Raw genomic sequence first — 22,804 nt, 5'->3', positions numbered from 1 at the left:
CAATGTTGAGAGTTATTGTAATGCGCGTAGCAGCGCATCGTTGTCGGCGTTATCGGCAACCTGAATATCCTGCCAGCCCAATTCCCGGGCCTGAAGGGCCAGACGTTCGCTGACAACGACAAGGCTACAGTGCAGCAGCCACCGTTCGCGATACCACTGGGGTATTAACGACCACAGCTGCTGCAGCATCTCGCCGCTGGTGACCACCAGCGTAGTGACTCCACGAGATTGCCAGCGCATAGCCTCTTCCGCACCATCATAGTACTTCGCACAACGTTGATAACATTCACAAAATGTTACTTCGGCGCCGCGTTCACGCAGCGTGTCGCCTAATAATTCCCGCCCGCCGTTGCCGCGCAGAATCAGGGCTTTCTTGCCCGCAATGTTTTGTAATTCAGGTAATTGTAGCAAGACTTCGCTGATTTCCCGATCTAACGGGTAACGGATATTTTTACCACTGACCGTATGCAGGGCCAGCGCGGTGGTGCGGCCTATCGAGAAATAGGCCGGGTCGGAGGGCCAGCGTTGGCTCTCCTGCAGCAGACGGGCATGGGCGAATTCCACCGCATGCTGCGACAGCGCAAACAACAAATCGTCCGCGCCTAATGCCGCCAGCTGGCGCGGGAGCGCTGCCAGTTCTCGACCCGGCGTGAATTCAATCAGCGGAAAGCTCCAGGCCACGCGTCCCAGCGCGCGCAGGCGGCTGACTAACTCTTCACCTTGCGGTAGCGGACGAGTGACCAGGATGCTCATCGTGGGGCTTCTCCATCATAGACCGCCGCGAGGATGTCTCGGGCGCCGTTATCCAGTAGCTCTTCCGCCAGCGAGACGCCGAGCGCCTCTGCCTCTTCCGGCCGCCCGCGACGTTCGCCGCGCACGACCCGCGACCCATCCGGCGCGCCTACCAGCGCCCGTAGCCACAGCTCACCATCGCGCAGTTCGGCATAGCTGCCAATCGGCACCTGACAACCGCCTTCGAGACGGGTGTTCATCGCCCGCTCGGCACGTACGCGCACGGCGGTTTCCGTATGGTTAAGCGGCGCTAATAGCGCTTTGGTCCATTCATCGTCAAGGCGGCATTCGATACCCACCGCGCCCTGGCCGACGGCCGGCAGAGATTGTTCAGGCGAGAGCGGCTGGCGAATACGCGCTTCCAGTTTCAGGCGTTTCAGCCCGGCGGCGGCAAGGATAATAGCGTCATACTCGCCGTTATCGAGTTTGCCTAATCGCGTGCCGACGTTGCCGCGTAGCGAGCGGATCACCAGATCGGGACGCTCTGCCGCCAACTGGCACTGGCGACGTAAACTTGACGTGCCAACGATGCTGCCAGCCGGCAGCGCGTCGATTGAGGCATAGTGATTGGAAACAAAGGCGTCGCGCGGATCTTCACGTTCGCAGATGGTGACCAATCCCAGGCCTTCAGGGAATTCGACCGGGACATCTTTCATCGAATGGACGGCAATATCGGCGCGCCCCTCAATCATGGCGAGCTCTAACTCTTTTACAAATAAGCCCTTGCCGCCCACTTTCGCCAGCGGGGTATCAAGGAGCACGTCGCCGCGGGTGACCATGGGCACCAGCTCAACGGAAAGCCCCGGATGACAGGACTCCAGACGCTCTTTCACATAATGTGCCTGCCATAGCGCAAGCGGGCTTTGCCGTGTGGCAATTCTCAAAACTTTGTCTAACATGCTTGTTACCGTCATTGTCGACCATGAGCCATCCTAACATTGTTGCTTTAGGGATGTTAGTTTCGCGGTTAATGTGGGATGCTGGCATGATGACCTTTAGCGTTTCATGCGGATGCGGTTGCCGCAAGCGTAGTGGGGAATTTACACCCGGCAAACGGTGCTACACTTGTATGTAGCGCATCTTTCTTTACGGTCAATCAGCAAGGTGTTAAATTGATCACGTTTTAAACCATTTGTCAGCCAGCAGTTCATCACAACCACACCGATGACGAATGGTGACGGTTCTTGTTGAAATACTGAAATCCTCCGTACTATTGTACGTCGGATTTTTGAACATCAGGCGATATGTCTTGTACCTCTATATTGAGACACTGAAACAGAGACTGGATGCCATCAATCAATTGCGCGTGGATCGCGCGCTTGCTGCCATGGGACCCGCTTTCCAGCAGGTTTACAGTCTTCTGCCGACATTACTACATTATCATCACCCGCTGATGCCGGGTTACCTTGACGGTAACGTTCCCCGCGGCATTTGCCTCTACACGCCTGATGAAACCCAACGCCACTATCTTGACGAACTCGAACTGCATCGCGGCCTGCTAACGCAGGAGCCGCCGAAAGGCGAACTGCCGATTACCGGCGTCTATTCGATGGGCAGTACCTCTTCCGTTGGGCAAAGCTGCTCTTCCGATCTGGATATCTGGGTATGCCATCAGGCCTGGCTGGATAACGAAGAACGCCAACTGCTGCAGCGTAAATGCAGCCTGCTTGAAAGCTGGGCGGCGTCGCTCGGCGTCGAGGTCAGTTTCTTCCTGATCGACGAAAACCGCTTCCGCCATAACGAAAGCGGCAGCCTGGGCGGCGAAGACTGTGGTTCGACCCAGCATATTTTGTTGCTCGATGAATTTTACCGCACCGCCGTGCGTCTTGCCGGGAAACGTATTCTGTGGAATATGGTGCCGGGCGATGAAGAAGATCATTACGATGATTACGTGATGGGGCTGTATGCCCAGGGCGTGCTGACGCCAAACGAATGGCTCGATCTTGGCGGCCTCAGTTCGCTGTCGGCGGAAGAGTACTTCGGCGCCAGCCTGTGGCAGCTTTATAAAAGCATCGACTCCCCGTATAAAGCGGTGTTGAAAACGCTGCTGCTGGAAGCCTACTCCTGGGAATACCCCAACAACCGCCTGTTGGCGAAAGATATTAAACAGCGCCTGCACGATGGCGAGATTGTCTCATTCGGTCTCGACCCTTACTGCATGATGCTGGAGCGCGTAACCGCCTATCTGCAGGCTATCGAAGACGACACCCGTCTCGATCTGGTTCGTCGCTGCTTCTATTTGAAAGTCTGTGAAAAACTCAGCCGCGAGCGCGCCTGCGTGGGCTGGCGTCGTGAAGTCGTCAGCCAGCTGGTGAAAGAGTGGGGCTGGGATGAAAAGCGTCTGATGATGCTTGATAACCGCGCTAACTGGAAAATCGATGAAGTGCGCAAAGCGCACAACGAACTGCTCGACGCGATGATGCAGAGCTATCGTAATCTGATCCGCTTCGCTCGGCGCAATAACCTTAGCGTCTCCGCCAGCCCGCAAGATATCGGCGTGCTGACGCGCAAGCTGTATGCGGCCTTTGAAGCGCTGCCGGGCAAGGTCACCTTGGTGAACCCGCAAATTTCACCGGACCTGTCGGAGCCGAATCTGACCTTTATCCACGTGCCGCCGGGCCGCGCCAACCGTACCGGTTGGTATCTGTATAACCGCGCGCCGGATATGGAATCGATTATCAGCCATCAGCCGCTGGAATATAACCGTTATCTTAATAAGCTGGTGGCCTGGGCCTGGTTTAACGGCCTGCTGACCTCACGCACCCGTCTGTTTATTAAGGGCAACGGTATCGTCGATTTACCGAAGCTGCAGGAGATGGTGGCAGACGTGTCGCACCACTTCCCACTACGCCTGCCGGCGCCGACGCCAAAAGCGCTGTACAGCCCGTGCGAAATTCGCCACCTGGCGATTATCGTCAACCTCGAATATGACCCGACGGCAGCTTTCCGCAATCAGGTGGTGCATTTCGACTTCCGTAAGCTCGATGTTTTCAGCTTCGGCGAAGAGCAAAAATGCCTGATTGGCAGCGTCGACCTGCTGTATCGCAACTCGTGGAACGAAGTGCGCACGCTGCACTTTAACGGCGAGCAGGCGATGATCGAAGCGCTGAAGACTATTCTCGGCAAAATGCATCAGGACGCTGCGCCGCCGGATAGCGTGGAGGTGTTCTGCTATAGCCAGCATCTTCGCGGCCTTATCCGCACCCGCGTGCAGCAGATGGTCTCCGAGTGCATCGAACTGCGCCTCTCTAGTACCCGTCAGGACACCGGGCGCTTCAAAGCGCTGCGCGTCTCCGGCCAGACCTGGGGCCTGTTCTTCGAGCGCCTGAACGTTTCGGTGCAGAAGCTGGAAAACGCCATTGAGTTCTACGGCGCTATCTCGCACAACAAGCTCCACGGCCTGTCGGTACAGGTAGAAACCAATCATGTTAAGCTGCCGGCGGTGGTGGATGGCTTCGCCAGCGAAGGGATTATTCAATTCTTCTTTGAAGATGCGGATAACAATGACAGCGGCTTTAACATCTACATTCTCGACGAAAGCAACCGCGCAGAGGTCTATCATCACTGCGAAGGCAGCAAAGAAGAGCTGGTGCGCGACGTCAGCCGCTTCTACTCGTCATCGCACGATCGCTTCACCTACGGCTCAAGCTTCATTAACTTCAACCTGCCGCAGTTCTATCAGATAGTCGAAGTTGACGGACGCACGCAGGTGATCCCGTTCCGCAGTCAGGCGATTGCCGCCGCGGTGCCGCCGGGCCAGGAAGCGGTCGCTTCACCGGTGCTGCAGCAGCGCTACTCGTAGATTTGCCCCGGATAAGGCGCGATGCGCCGCCATCCGGGAAAGACGTCATTAACGGAAGCTCACCGTCTCGCCGGCCTGATTGCTCGCCGCCTGCTCCAGCAGATCCCAGAAGCGTTCGCCGCTGCGATCGCAGATCCACTCATCGCCTTGCAGATCGAAGTGATAGCCGCCTTGCTTGGTCGCCAGCCAGACCTGATGCAGCGGCTCCTGACGGTTAATAATGATCTTACTGCCATTTTCGAAGCTGATGGTCAGCACCCCGCCGTTGATTTCGCAGTCGATATCGCTGTCGCCGTCCCAGTCGTCCAGACGTTCTTCGATGGTCATCCACAGGCTATCGGCCAGGCGATGGAATTCACTGTCGTTCATGGTTATATACCCTAAATAATTCGAGTTGCAGGAAGGCGGCGACGCAGGGAGTCCCAGGAGCTTACTCCAGTAAGTGACTGGGGCGAGCGAGGAAAGCCAACGTACATGCAGCTTGAATTATAACGGGTATAGCCTGCTTTTTTGAAGATGGCCGCAGCATAACGCGAAACAAAAGCGCGCGCAGTCAGATGCTAAACGCTTGCTTTTACGTCTTCTCCTGCGATGATAGAAAGCAGTAACGAATGAATCATGGGCAACTATCAATGAAAAACGTTTTACCCACGCTTGCCGTTCTGTTTGCAATCTTCAGCCTGACCGGCTGCGGTTTGAAAGGGCCGCTGTATTTCCCGCCGGCAGACAAAACCGCGCCACCGCCGACCAAGCCGGTTAACCCAGGCATTCAGAGCGCGACGCCGGATCGTAACGATCGCGGCGATAATGGCGGTCCGACCCAGGTTAACTATTAACGATAACGTTCTGTTCCGCGCAATTGGAGTAGATAATGCAGTTCTCTAAAATGCATGGCCTCGGCAACGACTTCATGGTTGTTGATGCGGTAACGCAGAATGTTTTCTTCTCACCGGAGCTGATTCGTCGCCTGGCGGATCGGCATCTTGGTGTCGGCTTCGACCAGCTGTTGGTTGTCGAGCCGCCGTACGATCCCGATCTGGACTTCCACTACCGTATCTTCAATGCTGACGGTAGCGAAGTCTCTCAGTGCGGCAACGGCGCGCGCTGCTTCGCCCGCTTTGTCCGTTTAAAAGGCCTGACCAATAAACGTGATATCCGCGTGAGCACCGCCAACGGTCGTATGGTATTAAGCGTAACGGAAGATGATCTGGTGCGCGTTAACATGGGTGAGCCGAATTTCGAACCTTCTCAGGTCCCGTTCCGCGCCAACAAAGCGGAAAAGACCTATATTATGCGCGCGGCTGAACAGACAGTATTGTGCGGCGTCGTCTCAATGGGCAACCCGCACTGCGTGATTCAGGTCGATAACGTGGATACCGCTGAGGTGGAAACCCTCGGTCCGGTGATGGAAAGCCACGAACGTTTTCCGGAACGCGCCAATATCGGCTTTATGCAGGTAGTGGAACGCTCTCATATTCGTCTGCGCGTCTATGAACGCGGCGCAGGTGAAACGCAGGCCTGCGGCAGCGGCGCCTGTGCGGCGGTGGCGGTCGGTATCCAACAAGGATTACTCGCCGAAGAGGTACGCGTGGAATTGCCAGGCGGGCGTCTCGACATCGCCTGGAAAGGTCCGGGTCAACCGTTGTATATGACTGGCCCGGCGGCACACGTCTACGACGGATTTATTCATCTATGAAACAGATCGGGGAAGAACAGCAGGAACTCGCCACAGCGCTCGACGACAGCGCGGTAGTAGATTATCTGCTGCAAAATCCTGAGTTCTTTATTCGTAATGCGGCGCAGGTAGAGCATATCCGCGTCCCGCATCCGGTGCGTGGCACCATCTCGCTGGTAGAGTGGCATATGCTGCGGGCGCGTAACCATATCAACGTGTTGGAAGAGAACATGACGCTGCTGATGGAACAGGCGACGGCCAATCAAAGCCTGTTTCAGCGCCTGTTCCATCTGCAGACGCGTCTGGCGTCCGCCGATAGCCTGGATGAAATGCTCAACCGCTTTCATCGTTGGGCGCGCGAGCTGGGCCTGGCGGGCGCGACGGTGCGCCTGTTTCCGGACAGCTGGCATCTCGGCGCACCGTCTAAATTCACCCATCTGGCGTTGAGCCGGCAGGCGTTCGAACCCATTCGTATCCAGCGGCTGGGCCAGGCTCGTCACTATCTTGGGCCGCTGAATGGGCCAGAGCTGCTGGTGGTGTTGCCGGATGCGAAAGCTATCGGCTCGGTGGCGATGTCGCTACTGGGCGATGATGACGCGCCGGGGGTGATGTTTTTCAGCAGCCGCGATCCACAGCATTATCAGCAAGGCCAGGGGACGCAGCTACTGCAGGAGATCGCCCGTATGCTGCCCGGCCTGCTGGAGCGCTGGATTGAACGCGCATGACCGACTCCCCGCTATTCGCCTGCGTCGACCGCTTCCTGCGCTATCTCGGCGTAGAACGCCAGCTTAGCCCGATTACGCTCACGAATTACCAGCGTCAGCTGGAAGCGCTGATCGCGCTGGCGGAGGATGCCGGGGTGACAAGCTGGCAGCAGTGTGACGCCGCTCAGGTTCGTAGCTTTGCCGTGCGCAGCCGCCGCGCGGGCTTAGGGCCGGCCAGCCTGGCGCTGCGGCTTTCCGCCCTGCGTAGTTTCTTCGACTGGATGGTCAGCCAGGGCGAGTTAGCGGCTAACCCGGCGAAGGGGATTGCGGCGCCAAAAATTCCCCGTCATTTGCCGAAAAATATCGACGTTGATGATGTGAATCGGCTGCTGGATATCGACCTCAACGACCCGCTCGCGGTGCGCGACCGGGCGATGCTGGAAGTGATGTACGGCGCGGGGCTGCGTCTTTCTGAGTTAGTTAACCTTGATATTAAGCACCTTGATCTTGAGTCAGGGGAAGTGTGGGTGATGGGGAAAGGCAGCAAAGAGCGCCGCCTGCCAATTGGACGCAACGCGGTGGCGTGGATCGAACACTGGCTGGATTTGCGCGGCCTGTTCGGCAGCGATGACGACGCGCTGTTTTTGTCGAAGCTGGGTAAGCGCATTTCAGCGCGCAACGTGCAGAAGCGGTTTGCCGAGTGGGGTATCAAGCAGGGGCTCAATAGCCACGTGCATCCGCATAAGCTGCGGCACTCCTTCGCGACGCATATGCTGGAGTCGAGCGGCGATCTGCGCGGCGTGCAGGAGCTGCTGGGGCATGCCAATCTCTCCACCACCCAAATCTATACCCATCTCGATTTTCAACACCTTGCCTCGGTGTACGATGCCGCGCATCCGCGCGCTAAACGGGGGAAATAATGCGTTTTTACCGACCTCTGGGCCCGATCTCCGCGCTGACGTTCGACCTGGATGACACCCTTTACGATAACCGCCCGGTGATTGACCGGACGATGCAGGAATCGCTGACATTTGTGCGTAATTACCATCCGGCGCTGAGCCAGTTTGATGCAAGCGATCTTAACCGCCTGCGCCAAACGCTATTGTCCTCAGAACCTGAGATTTATCATGACGTCACCGTCTGGCGCCACCGCGCGCTGGAGTTAGGGATGCGTAACGCCGGGCTCTCCGCCGCCGAGGCGAAAGCCGGCGCCGATGCGGCGATGGAAAACTTCGCCCACTGGCGCAGCCGCGTCGATGTGCCGCAGGAGACGCACGATACGCTGGCGAAGCTGGCGCAGAAATGGCCGCTGGTGGCTATCACCAACGGTAACGCCCAGCCGGAACTGTTCGGCCTGAACGACTATTTCCGTTTCGTGCTGCGCGCGGGTCCGGATGGCCGCTCCAAGCCGTTTGCCGATATGTACCATCTGGCGGCGGAGCGTCTGGATTTGCCGCTCGGGCAGATTCTGCACGTCGGCGATGATCTGACCACCGACGTGGCTGGCGCTATTCGCTGTGGAATGCAGGCCTGCTGGATCAAGCCGCAGGACGCCTCGCTGATGAAAACCGCCGATAGCCGCCTGCTGCCGCATATTGAAATTTCACGGTTGGCATCTCTGACCTCGCTGATATAATCACCAGTAACTCTGTATATATTAACAGGGGTTCGTGGAACCCCTTCTCTTCCGGCGGTGCCAATGGACGTTTCTTACCTGCTCGACAGCCTTAATGACAAACAGCGTGAAGCCGTAGCGGCCTCGCGCACCAATATGCTGGTTCTGGCAGGGGCGGGCAGTGGTAAGACGCGCGTACTGGTGCACCGTATCGCCTGGCTGCTGAGCGTAGAGAACTGCTCGCCATATTCCATTATGGCGGTGACCTTTACCAACAAAGCGGCGGCGGAAATGCGCCACCGTATCGGCCAACTGATGGGCACCACCCAGGGCGGTATGTGGGTCGGCACCTTCCACGGCCTGGCCCATCGCCTGCTACGCGCCCATCATCTGGATGCCAACCTGCCGCAGGATTTCCAAATCCTCGATAGCGAAGACCAGCTACGCCTGCTGAAGCGCCTGATTAAGGCGATGAACCTGGATGAGAAGCAATGGCCGCCGCGTCAGGCGATGTGGTACATCAACAGCCAAAAAGATGAAGGGCTGCGCCCGCACCATATTCAGAGCTACGGCAACCCGGTCGAACAGACCTGGCAGAAAGTGTATCAGGCCTATCAGGAAGCCTGCGATCGCGCCGGGCTGGTGGACTTCGCCGAGCTGCTGCTGCGCGCGCACGAACTGTGGCTGAACAAACCGCATATCCTGCAGCACTACCGCGAGCGCTTCACCAATATTCTCGTCGACGAATTCCAGGATACCAACAACATTCAATATGCCTGGATCCGCCTGCTGGCGGGCGATACCGGCAAAGTGATGATTGTCGGCGATGATGATCAGTCGATTTACGGCTGGCGCGGCGCGCAGGTCGAAAACATTCAGCGTTTCCTTAATGACTTCCCCGGCGCGGAAACCATCCGCCTGGAGCAAAACTACCGTTCGACCAGCAATATTCTCAGCGCGGCTAACGCCCTGATTGAAAACAACAACGGGCGGTTGGGCAAAAAACTGTGGACCGACGGTGCCGACGGTGAGCCCATTTCGCTGTACTGCGCCTTCAACGATCTCGATGAAGCGCGTTTCGTCGTTAACCGAATTAAAACCTGGCAGGAGAACGGCGGAGCGCTGGAGCAGTGCGCCATCCTCTATCGTAGTAACGCCCAGTCGCGCGTGCTGGAAGAGGCGCTGCTGCAGGCCAGCATGCCTTACCGTATCTACGGCGGCATGCGCTTCTTCGAACGTCAGGAAATCAAAGATGCGCTCTCTTATCTGCGCCTGATTGCCAACCGCAACGATGACGCGGCGTTTGAGCGTGTGGTCAATACGCCTACCCGCGGCATCGGCGATCGTACTCTGGATGTGGTGCGCCAGACCTCGCGCGATCGTCAGCTGACGCTGTGGCAGGCCTGCCGCGAGCTGCTGAAAGAGAAAGCGCTGGCTGGCCGCGCTGCCAGCGCGCTGCAGCGCTTTATGGAGCTTATCGACGCGCTGGCGCAGGAAACCGCCGATATGCCATTGCATGTCCAGACTGACCGGGTCATTAAAGATTCCGGCCTGCGTATGATGTACGAGCAGGAGAAAGGCGAGAAGGGCCAGACCCGTATCGAAAACCTGGAAGAACTGGTGACGGCGACGCGCCAGTTCAGCTACAACGAAGAAGATGAAGATCTGATGCCGCTGCAGGCGTTCCTCTCCCACGCCGCGCTGGAAGCCGGCGAAGGGCAGGCGGATACCTGGCAGGATGCGGTACAGCTGATGACTCTGCACTCGGCGAAAGGGCTGGAGTTCCCGCAGGTGTTTATCGTCGGCGTTGAAGAGGGGATGTTCCCGAGCCAGATGGCGCTTGATGAGGGCGGTCGTCTGGAGGAAGAGCGTCGTCTGGCCTACGTCGGCGTGACGCGCGCGATGCAGAAACTGACGCTGACCTACGCCGAAACCCGTCGTTTGTACGGCAAAGAGGTTTACCATCGCCCATCGCGCTTTATCGGCGAGCTGCCGGAAGAGTGCGTGGAAGAGGTACGGCTGCGGGCGACGGTGAGCCGCCCGGTTAACCATCAGCGCCTCGGTACACCGGTGGCGGAGAACGATACCGGCTATAAGCTGGGCCAGCGGGTTCGGCATCCGAAGTTCGGCGAAGGCACCATCGTAAACCTTGAGGGCAGCGGTGAACATAGCCGGCTGCAGGTGGCATTCCAGGGGCAGGGAATTAAATGGCTGGTTGCCGCCTATGCCCGGCTGGAAACGGTGTAACTTTAAGAAAAATATAATTTTTTTGTAATAATCTGCTAGCCTTATATGCTAAAGGGCAGGATTTGCTCTTTAGCGTTCCCTTGCGTGTTGACGCCGTTTTGGCGCTGGCGTAACATGCGCGCACGATTACGCTAAGAGGACATTCGCCTTGGACACACCCAGTAGATGCTGGCTCAACTTCCTGTCATTCAGGAACAACTCCTAAGGCTATCCCCTTATGCCGATAGCCTTAGCGGTTGTCGGCGACTCGTCCTATCCCCGTCGCTCTGAGTCAGGCTTAATGGTCTGAAACCCAAATAGTTTCTGTGTGCCCATCGAACTGTCCGATAAATTTTTTGTATTGGGAGTCCCGGTCATGCTGAGCGCATTTCAACTGGAAAATAATCGTTTAACGCGCCTTGAGGCCGATGAGATCAAGCATCTTGCCAGCTCGGTGTGGGTCGATCTGGTCGAGCCAGACGATGACGAACGTAGCCGTGTGCAAACGGAGCTAGGCCAGAACCTGGCGACGCGCCCGGAACTGGAAGACATCGAAGCGTCAGCGCGTTTCTTTGAAGACGAAGATGGTTTACACATCCACTCCTTTTTCTTTTTCGAAGATGCTGACGATCACGCCGGCAACTCAACCGTGGCGTTTACTATCCGCGAAGGCCGCCTGTTTACCCTGCGCGAGCGTGAACTGCCCGCTTTTCGCCTGTACCGCATGCGCGTGCGTAACCAGACGCTGGTCGACGGCAACGCCTATGAGCTGCTGTTAGACCTGTTCGAGACCAAAATCGAACAGCTGGCGGATGAAATAGAAAACATCTACAGCGACCTGGAAAAGCTGAGCCGCGTGATTATGGAAGGCCATCAGGGCGACGAGTATGACGAAGCGCTGTCGACGCTGGCGGAACTGGAAGATATCGGCTGGAAGGTTCGCCTCTGTCTGATGGATACCCAGCGCGCGCTCAACTTCCTCGTGCGCAAGGCGCGTCTGCCGGCAGGCCAGCTGGAACAGGCGCGAGAGATCCTGCGAGATATCGAATCCCTGCTGCCGCACAACGAATCGCTGTTCCAGAAGGTGAACTTCCTGATGCAGGCGGCGATGGGCTTTATCAACATCGAGCAGAACCGCATTATCAAAATCTTCTCGGTGGTCTCAGTGGTGTTCCTGCCGCCGACGCTGGTGGCGTCCAGCTATGGGATGAACTTTGAGTTTATGCCGGAACTCCACTGGAGCTTTGGTTATCCGGGAGCCATCGTGTTTATGATGTTGGCTGGCCTGGCGCCGTATCTCTACTTCAAGCGTAAAAACTGGCTGTAGTTGTTGTGCCGGATGCGCTTCGCTTATCCGGGCCTACGTGTTGTGCTTTTGTAGGCCGGATAAGGCGTAGCCGACATCGGGTAATATCCTATCCCCGACGCCCCCGTCTTTGCGTATATACCGCATCCATCACGAATATCGCCAGCGCCACCCAGATAAAGGCGAAGGTTACCATTTTATCCGTGCCCGGCACTTCACCGTAGAACGTTACCGCCAGCAGGAACATCAGCGTCGGGCCGATGTACTGGAAAAAGCCCAATGTCGACAAGCGCAGGCGGGTCGCCGCGCCGGTGAAGCACAGCAGGGGGATGGTGGTTACCACGCCCGCGGCCATTAGCAGCAAATTGAGCGACCAGGGGTTGTCTCCCATATGGCTGGTTGGGCTATCGGTGATGCCGAAAAGCCAGATCGCCGCCACTGGCAGCAGCCATAGCGTTTCCACCAACATGCCGGTCTGCGCATCGACGGCGATTTTCTTACGTACCAGTCCGTAGAAGGCAAAGCTGAAGGCTAGCCCAAGGCCGATTACCGGCAGTGAGCCAAAGGTCCACAACTGCACCAGCACGCCGCAGAAGGCGAGGATCACCGCCAACCACTGCAGCCGACGAAAGCGTTCGCCGAGGAAAATCATCCCGAGCACGATATTAACCAGCGGGTTAATAAAGTAGCCGAGGCTGGCTTCCAGCATATGGTGGTTATTGACCGCCCAGATAAAGAGCAGCCAGTTGCCGCCGACCAGCACTGCAGAGAGCGCGAGCAGGAAGATCTTGCGCGGGGTTTTTAGCAGTTTTTTTACCTGCGGCCACTGGCGGCTGACGCTGATGAGCGCCACCATGAAAAAGAAAGACCAGATCACGCGATGCGTGAGGATTTCATCGGCGGGAACGTAGTAAATAAGTTTGAAGTACGCCGGTGCGATACCCCAGATAAAATAGGCGGCCAGCGCCAGCATAACGCCCAGCCGCGTTTGTTTTGCGTCCATTGGTAGAATCCATTGCCAAAGAGAGTGATGTTACTCGATCTGCGGCAATCAACCCACCATATAGGTGGCCGTGGCGCTGGCGATATAAACCTGCTCTTCGTTATGCAGCTCGACGCGGGCCACCGCGACTTTGTTTCCAGCGCGCAGCAGGCTGCTGGTGGCGGTAAAGCGCTCGCCGCGGCCAGGGCGTAAGTAATCGACGCGCAAATCGATAGTTCCCATCCGCGAGAGGCGCTGGCGCAGCTCTTCTTCATTGATAGTGTCATGGCGAGTCAGGGTGCTGCCGACGCAGACCAGCCCAGCGGCGACATCCAGCGCAGAGGCGATAACGCCGCCGTGCAGGATACTCTGTGCCCAGTTGCCAACCATCATCGGCTGATTATTAAAGCTGAGCTGGGCAAATTCCTTTTCATAACGCTCCAGCTCAAGCCCCAGCGCGCGGTTAAAAGGCATGTGATAAACAAAAATCTCTCCCACCAGCTTTAGCGCGGCGGCGGCGGTCAGTTCAGACATAGCAGAGGTCCATTTCGTTAATGAAATGTTGATTTTATGCTTCAAAAATATTGATTTCCACTTTCGGAGGCGATAACGCAGCGGGAGGTGGATAAATAGGTAGAATGGCAGCAGGACAAAACATTAAATAAGAACCCTTCTTCAGGAGAACAGTAATGCGTATCTCTTTAGCCTGGCTGCTGGCGCTTAGCGCGCTGCCGGCGGGCGTTCTGGCGCAGGACGCGCCGATTGAACAATCCGTTCATGACAAACCCGCGGTACGGGGCAGTATTATCGCCAACCTGCTGCAGGACCATGATAATCCGTTCCTGCTTTATCCTTATGAGAGCAACTATCTGCTCTATACGTGGACCAGCGATCTCAATAAAGAGGCTATTCGTAGTTACGACTGGGCAGATGACGCGCGTAAGGATGAGGTGAAGTTCCAGCTCAGCCTGGCATTCCCGTTATGGCGCGGCATTCTCGGCGATAATTCGCTGCTTGGCGCCTCCTATACGCAAAAATCCTGGTGGCAGCTCTCTAACAGTAAAGGCTCGGCGCCGTTTCGCGAAACTAACTACGAGCCTCAGCTCTTCCTTGGCTTCGCGACGGATTATGAGTTTGCCGGCTGGACCTTGCGCGATATCGAAGTCGGCTATAACCACGACTCTAACGGCCGTTCCGATCCAACGTCACGTAGCTGGAACCGCCTGTATACTCGCCTGATGGCGCAAAACGGTAACTGGCTGGTTGAAGTGAAGCCGTGGTATGTGGTCGGCAGCACCGATGATAACCCGGATATTACGAAATACATGGGGTACTACCGCCTGAAGATTGGCTACCAGCTGGGGGAAGCTATTTTTAGCGCTCAGGGGCAATATAACTGGAATACGGGCTACGGCGGCGCGGAAATCGGGGTCAGTTACCCTATTACCAAACACGTGCGCGCCTATACTCAGGTGTACAGCGGTTATGGCGAGTCGCTCATCGACTATAACTTCAATCAGACGCGGGTCGGCGTCGGCGTGATGCTCAACGATCTGTTTTAATCGTTGCACTCTGGCTCTCAGGCGCTGAAAATAGCGCCTGTTTTCTTTTCAGGCGGATGGGGTCAACGTGGCACAGGCGGAAGTATTAAATCAGGAATCGCTGGCTAAGCAGGTTTTACAAGAGACCTTCGGCTACCAGCAGTTCCGCCCGGGCCAGGAATCGATCATCGCCACGGCGCTGGAAGGCCGCGATTGCCTGGTGGTGATGCCGACCGGCGGCGGTAAGTCGCTGTGCTATCAGGTGCCTGCATTGGTGCTAGGCGGCCTGACGGTTGTCGTGTCGCCGCTGATTTCGCTAATGAAAGACCAGGTCGATCAGCTGCTGGCTAACGGCGTCGCCGCGGCTTGTCTTAACTCGACTCAGAGCCGCGAGCAGCAGCAAGAGGTGATGGCGGGGTGCCGCAGCGGGCAGATTCGTCTGCTGTATATCGCGCCGGAACGCCTGATGCTGGACAACTTCCTGGAGCATCTGAGCCACTGGAACTTAGCGATGCTGGCGGTGGATGAGGCGCACTGTATCTCGCAGTGGGGCCATGATTTCCGCCCGGAATATGCCGCGTTGGGCCAGCTGCGTCAGCGGATGCCGCATATTCCGTTTATGGCGCTCACCGCCACCGCGGATGACACCACCCGCCGCGATATTGTTCGCCTGCTGGGGCTTAACGATCCGCTGATTCAGGTTAGTAGCTTCGATCGCCCCAATATCCGCTATATGCTGATGGAGAAATTTAAGCCGCTCGATCAGTTGATGCGATACGTCCAGGATCAGCGCGGTAAATCAGGGATTATCTACTGCAACAGCCGTTCTAAAGTTGAAGACACCGCTGCCAGGCTGCAAAGCCGTGGCATCAGCGCGGCGGCCTACCATGCTGGCCTGGAAAATGATATTCGTGCCGACGTGCAGGAGAAATTCCAGCGTGACGATCTGCAGATCGTGGTGGCGACGGTGGCCTTCGGTATGGGCATTAACAAGCCGAACGTCCGCTTTGTGGTGCACTTTGATATCCCGCGCAATATTGAATCCTATTATCAGGAAACCGGCCGCGCCGGGCGTGACGGCCTGCCGGCGGAAGCGATGCTGTTTTACGATCCGGCGGATATGGCGTGGCTGCGCCGCTGCCTGGAGGAGAAGCCCGCCGGGCCGCTGCAGGATATTGAACGTCATAAGCTGAATGCGATGGGCGCCTTCGCCGAAGCGCAGACCTGTCGCCGTTTGGTGCTGCTGAACTATTTTGGCGAAGGGCGCCAGGAGCCGTGCGGCAACTGTGATATCTGCCTTGACCCGCCAAAGCAGTACGATGGCTTAATGGACGCGCGCAAGGCGCTTTCAACTATTTACCGGGTGAATCAACGCTTCGGGATGGGCTACGTGGTTGAAGTACTCCGCGGCGCCAACAATCAGCGTATCCGCGACCTGAACCACGATAAACTGCCGGTTTACGGTATTGGTCGCGAGCAGAGCCACGAGCACTGGGTGAGCGTGATTCGCCAGTTAATCCACCTCGGACTGGTGACGCAAAATATTGCCCAGCACTCCGCGCTGCAGCTCACCGAGGCCGCGCGTCCGGTACTGCGCGGTGAAGTCCCGCTGCAGCTCGCCGTGCCGCGTATCGTGGCGCTAAAACCGAAAGCGATGCAGAAATCCTTCGGCGGCAATTACGACCGCAAGCTGTTCGCCAAGCTGCGTAAATTACGTAAAGCGATCGCCGACGAGGAGAATATCCCGCCATACGTCGTCTTTAACGACGCGACGCTTATTGAGATGGCCGAACAGTCGCCGCTTACCGCCGGGGAGATGCTTAGCGTCAACGGCGTGGGGACTCGCAAGCTTGAGCGCTTCGGTAAAGAATTCATGGCGCTGATACGTGCTCATGTCGATGGCGATGATGAGTAGTCAGCCGCGGGAAAAGGTGCCAGAATAGTTTCCTTCTTCACTATTTCCCTGCGAGTTAAACATGTTGATGCTTTTTCTCACCGTGGCGCTGGTGCACATCATTGCGCTAATGAGTCCGGGGCCGGATTTTTTCTTCGTTTCGCAAACCGCGGTGAGCCGCTCGCGCAAAGAGGCGATGATGGGCGTGCTGGGGATCACCGGCGGCGTGATGGTCTGGGCGGGCGTCGCGCTGCTCGGCTTGCATCTGATTATCGAGAAAATGGCCTGGCTGCATACGTTGATTATGGTCGGCGGTGGGCTGTATCTGTGCTGGATGGGCTATCAAATGCTGCGCGGCGCGCTGAAGAAAAACGACATTGTTGCGGCGGAACCGCAGGTTGAGCTGGCGCGTAGCGGGCGCAGTTTCCTGAAGGGCCTGCTGACTAACCTCGCCAACCCGAAAGCGATTATCTACTTCGGATCGGTCTTCTCGCTGTTCGTTGGCGATAACATCGGCGCCGGGGCGCGTTGGGGAATTTTCCTGCTGATCGTCCTTGAAACGCTGGCGTGGTTCACCATCGTAGCCAGCCTCTTCGCACTGCCGAAAATGCGCCGCGGCTATCAGCGGATGGCAAAGTGGATAGACGGCATCGCCGGCACCCTGTTTGCCGGTTTCGGCATTCATCTGATTATTTCGCGCTAACTCGTCATGCGATTATCCACCCGGTTGGTTGCCGGGTGGGGCAGACATTAGTGACGAAGGCGCTGTAGTTCATCCCTGGTCAAACCGGTCATTTCCAGGATAGCATCGTCATCCATGCCGCGATTGAGCATCGCTGCGGCGACCTGTAAAAGGGCCTGTCGTTTTCCTTCTTTAATACCTTTCTCTCTGCCTTCTGCGAGCCACGTTTCTGCCAGAGTCATTAGCATTCCTCCATGCTGCGGCACACGCTGTGCCAGCCCATACAATAGTGCCCGAATATCCTGAGCTTCTCCCGCCTGAGCCATATATTTTATCAGCACGGCGATTTGTTGTCCGCTCATCTGCTCCAACATTAAGAGGTGGGTCAACTTGTCAAGCAGCTGTGCCATATCGCGCTGGCGAATATGTTTTTGTACCAGCGTAAGCGCCGCCATACTGCGGTGGCGCATAATTTCGTCATCAGGGATCACCGTAATATCGACCAGCGGAAACGCGCCTGAATACAGCTGATGGGCAAGCATCGAGTCGTCAAAATTATCCAGCCAGTTCAGCGACCAGGGATAGGGGCTGCGACGTCCTTGATAAAAGAGAATGGGAATTACCAGCGGTAACGTTTTATGACCATTCTCCAGATGCCTCTGCATGGCGGCGATGGCGTAGCGCATCAGACGAAACGCCATCAGTTTATCAGGTGAACTCTGGTGTTCTATCAGGACATGGATATACCCCGGGCCGCGGTTTGTCTCCAGCGAATACAGAATATCGCTGTAGTAGGGCCGCAGGTCATCTTCCAGAAAACTCCCGGATTCCAGGCGCAGCGTATCCAGTTTACAAACCTGAATTAACGCCGGCGGAAGGTGGATCTCAATAAAATCGCGCGCCGTTTCTACCCGCGACAGAAAGGTCTTAAAGACTGCATCATGAGGGGTTGCCGTTTCCGCCATTTTCGTTCATCCGTGAATAAACCCAATGGCGGCATTCTGGCACTGAAAAGGCGGGGCCGACAGCGCGTGGATAAAGTCTCTCTCATCTTTGCGCGCCAGCACGCGTGATAATACGACTAAGGCCGCAAATGGCGCAGCGCTGTGCGAGCAAGATTCCAGTATTCAGGCGTGACGGGCGGAAGCGAGCAGCGCACCCACCAGCATAAACAGCGAACCAAACACTTTATTCAGCGCCTTCATCTGCTTCGGACCTTTAATCCAGGCCGCAATGCGCTGCGCCAGCGTCGCGTAACCGATCATCACAATGATATCGACTACGATAGTGGTGACGCCGAGTACCAGGTACTGCATCACCTGCGGCTGATGCGGCACGATGAACTGGGGAAACAGTGCGGCGAGGAAGACGATACTTTTTGGGTTGGTTAGATTGACGAACACCGCGCGTTTATAGAGCTTACCGCGGCTTTGAGTTCGCGCCAGCGTATTCAGGTCGATTGAACCCGCCGCCCGCCATTGCTGAATCCCCAGCCAGATAAGATAGGCCGCGCCCGCCCATTTCAACACTTCAAATGCCAGTACCGAGCGTGAGAAGAGCGTGCCCAAACCGACGCCGACCAGCACGATATGAATGGCCAACCCGGTTTGCAGGCCGGCAATAGAGGCCGCCGCGCCGCGATAGCCGTGGTTGATGGATGTGGTCATGGTATTGATCGCGCCGGAACCCGGCGACAGGCTGAGAATGATTGATGTCAGCAGATAAGCGAACCACCACTCGAAGGTCATGAGAATCTCCCTGATTGTCTATTTTTATGCCACAATACGCTATTGCATCAGCATTGTGTGATGTGCGACAAAAAAACGATTTTCAGCGGTTAACAGGGGTGTAAACCCGATGTTTGGGCAGCAAAAGGACTGGGACACACGAGAAAACGCGTTTGCGGCCTTTACCATGGGGCCGCTGACGGATTTTTGGCATCAGCGGGAAGAAGCTGAATTTACGGGCGTCGATAAGGTTCCGGTACGCTTTGTGCGCTTTTGTGCCGCAAATAACGACCGGCTGGTGGTCATTTGCCCCGGCCGCATCGAAAGCTACGTGAAGTACGCCGAACTAGCCTACGATCTCTTCCACAGCGGCTTTGACGTGATGATTATCGATCACCGCGGTCAGGGTCGCTCCGGTAGGTTGCTGTCTGATACCCACCGCGGTCATGTTGTGCGCTTTAGCGATTATGTTGACGATCTGGCTGCGCTTTGGCAGCAGGAAGTGGTTCCCGGCCACTGGCGTAAACGTTTTATTCTCGCCCACTCGATGGGCGGCGCCATTGCCACGCTGTTCTTGCAGCGTCACCGGCAGCATTGTGACGCCATTGCCTTGTGCGCGCCAATGTTTGGCATCATCATGCGCCTGCCTGACTGGATGGTGCGCCATATTCTCGACTGGGCTGAGGGCCATCAGCGTATTCGCGAAGAGTATGCCATCGGTACGGGCCGCTGGCGGGCGCTGCCGTTTTCGCTCAATGTATTGACTCATAGCCGCCAGCGCTATCGTCGCAACCTGCGTTTTTATGCTGACGATCCGCGGCTACGCGTTGGCGGGCCAACCTATCACTGGGTGCGTGAAGGTATTCTGGCCGGTGAAGAGATATTGTCCGGCGTCGAGAAAGACACGACTCCGACGTTATTGATTCAGGCTGAGGATGAAAGGGTGGTCGATAATCTGATGCACGACCGCTATTGTGAACTCCGTTCCGCTGCCGGGCACCCTTGTGAAGGCGATAAGCCGCTCGTTATTGAAGGGGCATATCACGAGATCCTTTTTGAAAAGGACGCTATGCGCTCAGTCGCGCTAAATGCCATCGTCGATTTTTTCAATCGACATACTTAATCCGACGATAGATCTCGTCGCCCTGCTTAGAGGTTAAATTTTTTATGTACCAGGTTGTTGCGTCTGATTTAGATGGCACGCTGCTTTCCCCCGACCATTTCCTCACCCCTTATGCCAAAGAGACGCTGAAGCTACTCACCGCGCGCGGGATAAATTTCGTCTTCGCCACTGGCCGCCACTACATCGATGTGGGGCAGATCCGCGATAATCTCGGCATTAAGTCGTACATGATCACCTCTAACGGCGCGCGGGTACATGATAGTGAAGGAAAACAAATCTTCGCCCATAACCTCGACCGCGATATCGCCAGCGATCTGTTTGAGATGGTGCGTAACGATGTGAAGATTGTGACCAACGTCTATCGTGAAGATGAATGGTTTATGAATCGCCATCGCCCGGAAGAGATGCGCTTCTTCAAAGAGGCGGTATTCAACTACAAGCTTTATGAACCGGGCGAGCTGGATGCGGATGGCATCAGCAAAGTTTTCTTCACCTGTGAAGATCATGAACATTTGCTGCCGCTTGAGCAGGCTATCAACGCGCGCTGGGGCGACCGCGTCAATGTGAGTTTTTCCACGCTAACTTGTCTTGAAGTAATGGCCGGCGGTGTTTCGAAGGGACATGCGCTGGAGGCCGTTGCGAAAATGCTCGGCTACAGCCTCAAGGAGTGTATCGCCTTTGGCGACGGCATGAACGACGCCGAGATGCTGTCGATGGCCGGTAAAGGCTGCATTATGGCAAACGCCCATCAGCGGTTGAAGGATTTGCATCCGGAGCTGGAAGTGATCGGCAGCAACGCCGACGATGCCGTACCGCATTACCTGCGCAAGTTATATCTCGATTGATAAACATTGACGACTGACTAATAAGTGGTCAGTCGTCAACCCTTCTCTCCGCTACAATGCCTGTTCTTTATTCAATGAGACGACCGTTGTGGCGCTTTTAATTATCACCACTATCCTGTGGGCCTTTTCGTTTAGTCTGATTGGCGAATACCTTGCCGGTAGCGTCGATAGCTATTTTTCCGTGCTGATGCGCGTGGGCCTGGCAGCGCTGGTGTTCCTGCCTTTCCTGCGTACGCGCGGCCAGTCTCCGCGTACCATCGTGCTCTATATGCTAGTGGGGGCAATGCAGCTTGGCATTATGTATTTGCTGGCTTTCCGCGCCTATCTCTATCTGACGGTGTCGGAATTTCTGTTGTTTACGGTCTTTACCCCGCTATATATCACCCTGATTTACGATCTGCTCAGCGGTCGTAAACTGCGCTGGGGCTATCTGCTTAGCGCGGCGTTGGCGGTGTTAGGGGCGGCGATCATCCGCTACGACAAAGTCAGCGATCATTTCTGGACCGGGCTATTGCTGGTGCAGTTGTCGAATATCTGCTTCGCCATCGGCATGGTGGGCTACAAGCGTTTGATGGAAGTCCGCCCGATGCCGCAACACAATGCTTTTGCCTGGTTCTATGCCGGCGCCTTTATTGTGGCGGTAGCGGCGTGGTTTATGCTGGGCAATCCGCAGAGGCTACCGACTACCGGTCTGCAGTGGGGAATCCTGGTCTGGCTTGGCGTGGTTGCTTCCGGATTGGGGTACTTCATGTGGAATTACGGCGCGACGCAGGTGGATGCCGGTACGTTGGGGATCATGAATAACGTTCACGTCCCCGCCGGGCTGCTGGTTAACCTTGCTATCTGGCAGGAGCAGCCTCACTGGCCGAGCTTTATCATTGGCGCGCTGGTAATCCTGGCTTCGCTATGGGTCCATCGCCGCTGGGTCGCTCCGCACTCCGTACAAACGGCAGATGATCGCAAGCGTGGTTCCGCGCTGAGCGAATAAATGCTTCTGTTACCGGCTGGCGTTGCTCACCATCGCGCACCGCAGCGTACAGCCGGCTCCACAGTCCTTCTCCCAGGGTTTTGGTGACAATCAAACCCTGGCGTTCAAAACTTTCCACCACCCAATGCGGCAGGGCGGCGATACCCATTCGCGCGGCAACCATCTGAATTAGCAGCAGCGTGTTATCGACGCTTTTCAACTGCGGGCTGATCCCCGCCGGTTGCAGGAAGTGGCGCCAGATGTCCAGTCGCCCGCGCTGTACCGGATAAATCAGTAACGTTTCCGCAGCCAGATCTTCCGGGGAGATGCGCGTTTTCGCCGCCAGCGGATGTTCCGGTGCTAACACCAGACGAACTTCATAATCAAACATCGGTGAATAGTGCAGACCGCTACGCGGTAAAATATCTGAGGTCATCACCAGATCGAGTTCACCCTGCTGCAGGGCTGGCTGCGGGTCAAAGGTGACGCCGGACTGAAAATCAACTTCCACCAGCGGCCAGCGGGCGCGGAAGCTTTCCAGCGCCGGGGTGAGCCATTGAATACAGCTATGGCACTCAATCGCCAGCCGCAGACGGGTTTGCTGTGGTTCGTTGCAATCCTGTAGCGCGCGAGCGATCTGCGGCAGCACCTGATTGGCCAACTGCAGCAGAATTTCTCCTTGCGGCGTGAAGCGTAGCGGCTGGCTTTTACGCACAAACAAACGGAAGCCAAGGCGCTGTTCCAGATCGCTAAACTGGTGGGACAGGGCCGACTGGGTTTGGTGCAGGGCCGCCGCCGCGCCCGCCAGCGAGCCGCTGTTCCGCAACGCCTGTAGCGTTTTCAGGTGTTTAATCTCGATCATGAATGTCCTTCACTTCGGCATGAATAATTTGCGCTTGAGGAATATACAGTACCTTTACATT

The 22,804-nt window shown here is 56.5% G+C and carries 23 protein-coding genes; 15 read left to right on the top strand and 8 right to left on the bottom strand.

The window, feature by feature from the left end:
* Positions 1-12: 12 nt before the first annotated feature.
* Complete coding sequence (gene hemD / locus PGQ95_RS21035) at positions 13-753, bottom strand: uroporphyrinogen-III synthase (protein ID WP_045395574.1); 741 nt, start codon at positions 751-753, stop codon at positions 13-15.
* Positions 750-1,691: a hydroxymethylbilane synthase gene (gene hemC / locus PGQ95_RS21030; RefSeq protein WP_032715387.1), complete on the bottom strand. Its 942-nt coding sequence runs from the start codon at positions 1,689-1,691 to the stop codon at positions 750-752. The genes hemD and hemC overlap by 4 nt, the downstream gene beginning before the upstream one ends.
* A gap of 350 nt (positions 1,692-2,041) precedes the next feature.
* On the opposite strand from hemC, the gene cyaA reads away from it, so the two are divergent.
* Positions 2,042-4,594 (top strand): class I adenylate cyclase, encoded by a 2,553-nt coding sequence (gene cyaA / locus PGQ95_RS21025; protein WP_015368868.1) that lies wholly within the window; start codon positions 2,042-2,044, stop codon positions 4,592-4,594.
* Positions 4,595-4,642: 48 nt separating this feature from the next.
* Here the strand turns inward: cyaA and cyaY are convergent, their stop codons facing one another.
* Positions 4,643-4,963 carry an iron donor protein CyaY gene (gene cyaY / locus PGQ95_RS21020; protein WP_015368867.1) on the bottom strand — a complete coding sequence of 107 codons (321 nt, stop codon included), beginning with the start codon at positions 4,961-4,963 and terminating at the stop codon, positions 4,643-4,645.
* A 263-nt stretch (positions 4,964-5,226) separates the two neighbouring features.
* Between cyaY and lptM the strand changes: the two genes are divergently transcribed.
* From lptM to corA, 8 genes are all read left to right on the top strand, one after another.
* Positions 5,227-5,430, top strand: coding sequence for an LPS translocon maturation chaperone LptM (gene lptM, locus PGQ95_RS21015; protein ID WP_020077593.1), 204 nt, complete (start codon positions 5,227-5,229; stop codon positions 5,428-5,430).
* A gap of 35 nt (positions 5,431-5,465) precedes the next feature.
* Positions 5,466-6,290 carry a diaminopimelate epimerase gene (gene dapF / locus PGQ95_RS21010; RefSeq protein WP_430919224.1) on the top strand — a complete coding sequence of 275 codons (825 nt, stop codon included), beginning with the start codon at positions 5,466-5,468 and terminating at the stop codon, positions 6,288-6,290.
* Positions 6,287-6,994: a DUF484 domain-containing protein gene (locus tag PGQ95_RS21005; protein WP_015368864.1), complete on the top strand. Its 708-nt coding sequence runs from the start codon at positions 6,287-6,289 to the stop codon at positions 6,992-6,994. Before dapF ends, PGQ95_RS21005 begins: the two co-directional genes overlap by 4 nt.
* Complete coding sequence (xerC, locus tag PGQ95_RS21000) at positions 6,991-7,893, top strand: tyrosine recombinase XerC (RefSeq protein ID WP_430919221.1); 903 nt, start codon at positions 6,991-6,993, stop codon at positions 7,891-7,893. The genes PGQ95_RS21005 and xerC overlap by 4 nt, the downstream gene beginning before the upstream one ends.
* On the top strand, positions 7,893-8,609 hold the full coding sequence (gene yigB / locus PGQ95_RS20995) for a 5-amino-6-(5-phospho-D-ribitylamino)uracil phosphatase YigB (RefSeq protein ID WP_430919219.1): 717 nt from the start codon (positions 7,893-7,895) through the stop codon (positions 8,607-8,609). The genes xerC and yigB overlap by 1 nt, the downstream gene beginning before the upstream one ends.
* Positions 8,610-8,672: 63 nt before the next feature.
* The gene (uvrD, locus tag PGQ95_RS20990) at positions 8,673-10,835 is read left to right on the top strand and encodes a DNA helicase II (protein WP_015368861.1); all 2,163 of its coding nucleotides are present in this window, start codon (positions 8,673-8,675) and stop codon (positions 10,833-10,835) included.
* 148 nt (positions 10,836-10,983) lie between these two features.
* Positions 10,984-11,040 carry a YsgD/CorL family protein gene (gene ysgD, locus PGQ95_RS20985; RefSeq protein ID WP_349815745.1) on the top strand — a complete coding sequence of 19 codons (57 nt, stop codon included), beginning with the start codon at positions 10,984-10,986 and terminating at the stop codon, positions 11,038-11,040.
* Between the two features lie 150 nt (positions 11,041-11,190).
* Positions 11,191-12,141, top strand: a complete 951-nt coding sequence (gene corA / locus PGQ95_RS20980; RefSeq protein ID WP_002883400.1) for a magnesium/cobalt transporter CorA — start codon at positions 11,191-11,193, stop codon at positions 12,139-12,141.
* A gap of 88 nt (positions 12,142-12,229) precedes the next feature.
* On the opposite strand, the gene rarD is transcribed toward corA, so the two are convergent.
* Both rarD and yigI read right to left on the bottom strand, forming a co-directional pair.
* Positions 12,230-13,123: an EamA family transporter RarD gene (gene rarD, locus PGQ95_RS20975; protein ID WP_015368860.1), complete on the bottom strand. Its 894-nt coding sequence runs from the start codon at positions 13,121-13,123 to the stop codon at positions 12,230-12,232.
* A gap of 48 nt (positions 13,124-13,171) precedes the next feature.
* Positions 13,172-13,636: an acyl-CoA thioesterase YigI gene (gene yigI, locus PGQ95_RS20970; protein ID WP_004097567.1), complete on the bottom strand. Its 465-nt coding sequence runs from the start codon at positions 13,634-13,636 to the stop codon at positions 13,172-13,174.
* A 155-nt stretch (positions 13,637-13,791) separates the two neighbouring features.
* Between yigI and pldA the strand changes: the two genes are divergently transcribed.
* The 3 genes from pldA to rhtC all read left to right on the top strand — a co-directional run bounded on the left by pldA (position 13,792) and on the right by rhtC (position 17,240).
* Positions 13,792-14,664, top strand: coding sequence for a phospholipase A (gene pldA, locus PGQ95_RS20965; RefSeq protein WP_087858698.1), 873 nt, complete (start codon positions 13,792-13,794; stop codon positions 14,662-14,664).
* A 67-nt stretch (positions 14,665-14,731) separates the two neighbouring features.
* Entirely contained in the window at positions 14,732-16,558 is a 1,827-nt protein-coding gene (gene recQ / locus PGQ95_RS20960; RefSeq protein ID WP_015368858.1) for an ATP-dependent DNA helicase RecQ, read from the top strand.
* Between the two features lie 61 nt (positions 16,559-16,619).
* Positions 16,620-17,240, top strand: coding sequence for a threonine export protein RhtC (gene rhtC / locus PGQ95_RS20955; protein ID WP_308958004.1), 621 nt, complete (start codon positions 16,620-16,622; stop codon positions 17,238-17,240).
* A 47-nt stretch (positions 17,241-17,287) separates the two neighbouring features.
* On the opposite strand, the gene PGQ95_RS20950 is transcribed toward rhtC, so the two are convergent.
* Together PGQ95_RS20950 and rhtB are read right to left on the bottom strand one after the other, a co-directional pair.
* Positions 17,288-18,184, bottom strand: a complete 897-nt coding sequence (locus PGQ95_RS20950; protein WP_349178464.1) for an Rpn family recombination-promoting nuclease/putative transposase — start codon at positions 18,182-18,184, stop codon at positions 17,288-17,290.
* 162 nt (positions 18,185-18,346) lie between these two features.
* Positions 18,347-18,967 carry a homoserine/homoserine lactone efflux protein gene (gene rhtB, locus PGQ95_RS20945; RefSeq protein WP_015368855.1) on the bottom strand — a complete coding sequence of 207 codons (621 nt, stop codon included), beginning with the start codon at positions 18,965-18,967 and terminating at the stop codon, positions 18,347-18,349.
* Positions 18,968-19,076: 109 nt separating this feature from the next.
* Between rhtB and pldB the strand changes: the two genes are divergently transcribed.
* The 3 genes from pldB to PGQ95_RS20930 all read left to right on the top strand — a co-directional run bounded on the left by pldB (position 19,077) and on the right by PGQ95_RS20930 (position 21,902).
* On the top strand, positions 19,077-20,069 hold the full coding sequence (pldB, locus tag PGQ95_RS20940) for a lysophospholipase L2 (RefSeq protein ID WP_045378727.1): 993 nt from the start codon (positions 19,077-19,079) through the stop codon (positions 20,067-20,069).
* A gap of 44 nt (positions 20,070-20,113) precedes the next feature.
* Complete coding sequence (yigL, locus tag PGQ95_RS20935) at positions 20,114-20,914, top strand: sugar/pyridoxal phosphate phosphatase YigL (RefSeq protein WP_015368853.1); 801 nt, start codon at positions 20,114-20,116, stop codon at positions 20,912-20,914.
* Between the two features lie 88 nt (positions 20,915-21,002).
* Positions 21,003-21,902, top strand: coding sequence for a carboxylate/amino acid/amine transporter (locus tag PGQ95_RS20930; protein ID WP_015368852.1), 900 nt, complete (start codon positions 21,003-21,005; stop codon positions 21,900-21,902).
* On the opposite strand, the gene metR is transcribed toward PGQ95_RS20930, so the two are convergent.
* The gene (gene metR, locus PGQ95_RS20925) at positions 21,790-22,743 is read right to left on the bottom strand and encodes an HTH-type transcriptional regulator MetR (protein ID WP_015703991.1); all 954 of its coding nucleotides are present in this window, start codon (positions 22,741-22,743) and stop codon (positions 21,790-21,792) included. The two genes, PGQ95_RS20930 and metR, sit on opposite strands and share 113 nt — an antisense overlap.
* Between the last annotated feature and the right edge of the window lie 61 nt (positions 22,744-22,804).

Source organism: Klebsiella sp. 141240, from assembly GCF_050600805.1.
In the GTDB taxonomy this organism is placed as follows: domain Bacteria; phylum Pseudomonadota; class Gammaproteobacteria; order Enterobacterales; family Enterobacteriaceae; genus Klebsiella; species Klebsiella aerogenes.
Note: the sequence above shows the minus strand (reverse complement) of the source record. Positions and strands in the feature narration are given on the sequence as shown.

What these genes read in the sequence shown, in the direction of transcription:
- dapF (WP_430919224.1), top strand. Translation starts at nt 5,466, where the DNA reads ATGCAGTTCTCTAAAATGCATGGCCTCGGCAACGACTTCATGGTTGTT.
- yigI (WP_004097567.1), bottom strand. Translation starts at nt 13,636, where the DNA reads ATGTCTGAACTGACCGCCGCCGCCGCGCTAAAGCTGGTGGGAGAGATT.
- corA (WP_002883400.1), top strand. Translation starts at nt 11,191, where the DNA reads ATGCTGAGCGCATTTCAACTGGAAAATAATCGTTTAACGCGCCTTGAG.
- yigB (WP_430919219.1), top strand. Translation starts at nt 7,893, where the DNA reads ATGCGTTTTTACCGACCTCTGGGCCCGATCTCCGCGCTGACGTTCGAC.
- hemC (WP_032715387.1), bottom strand. Translation starts at nt 1,691, where the DNA reads ATGTTAGACAAAGTTTTGAGAATTGCCACACGGCAAAGCCCGCTTGCG.
- yigL (WP_015368853.1), top strand. Translation starts at nt 20,114, where the DNA reads ATGTACCAGGTTGTTGCGTCTGATTTAGATGGCACGCTGCTTTCCCCC.
- pldB (WP_045378727.1), top strand. Translation starts at nt 19,077, where the DNA reads ATGTTTGGGCAGCAAAAGGACTGGGACACACGAGAAAACGCGTTTGCG.
- hemD (WP_045395574.1), bottom strand. Translation starts at nt 753, where the DNA reads ATGAGCATCCTGGTCACTCGTCCGCTACCGCAAGGTGAAGAGTTAGTC.
- metR (WP_015703991.1), bottom strand. Translation starts at nt 22,743, where the DNA reads ATGATCGAGATTAAACACCTGAAAACGCTACAGGCGTTGCGGAACAGC.
- pldA (WP_087858698.1), top strand. Translation starts at nt 13,792, where the DNA reads ATGCGTATCTCTTTAGCCTGGCTGCTGGCGCTTAGCGCGCTGCCGGCG.
- uvrD (WP_015368861.1), top strand. Translation starts at nt 8,673, where the DNA reads ATGGACGTTTCTTACCTGCTCGACAGCCTTAATGACAAACAGCGTGAA.
- lptM (WP_020077593.1), top strand. Translation starts at nt 5,227, where the DNA reads ATGAAAAACGTTTTACCCACGCTTGCCGTTCTGTTTGCAATCTTCAGC.
- rarD (WP_015368860.1), bottom strand. Translation starts at nt 13,123, where the DNA reads ATGGACGCAAAACAAACGCGGCTGGGCGTTATGCTGGCGCTGGCCGCC.
- cyaY (WP_015368867.1), bottom strand. Translation starts at nt 4,963, where the DNA reads ATGAACGACAGTGAATTCCATCGCCTGGCCGATAGCCTGTGGATGACC.
- rhtC (WP_308958004.1), top strand. Translation starts at nt 16,620, where the DNA reads ATGTTGATGCTTTTTCTCACCGTGGCGCTGGTGCACATCATTGCGCTA.
- PGQ95_RS21005 (WP_015368864.1), top strand. Translation starts at nt 6,287, where the DNA reads ATGAAACAGATCGGGGAAGAACAGCAGGAACTCGCCACAGCGCTCGAC.
- xerC (WP_430919221.1), top strand. Translation starts at nt 6,991, where the DNA reads ATGACCGACTCCCCGCTATTCGCCTGCGTCGACCGCTTCCTGCGCTAT.
- rhtB (WP_015368855.1), bottom strand. Translation starts at nt 18,967, where the DNA reads ATGACCTTCGAGTGGTGGTTCGCTTATCTGCTGACATCAATCATTCTC.
- PGQ95_RS20950 (WP_349178464.1), bottom strand. Translation starts at nt 18,184, where the DNA reads ATGGCGGAAACGGCAACCCCTCATGATGCAGTCTTTAAGACCTTTCTG.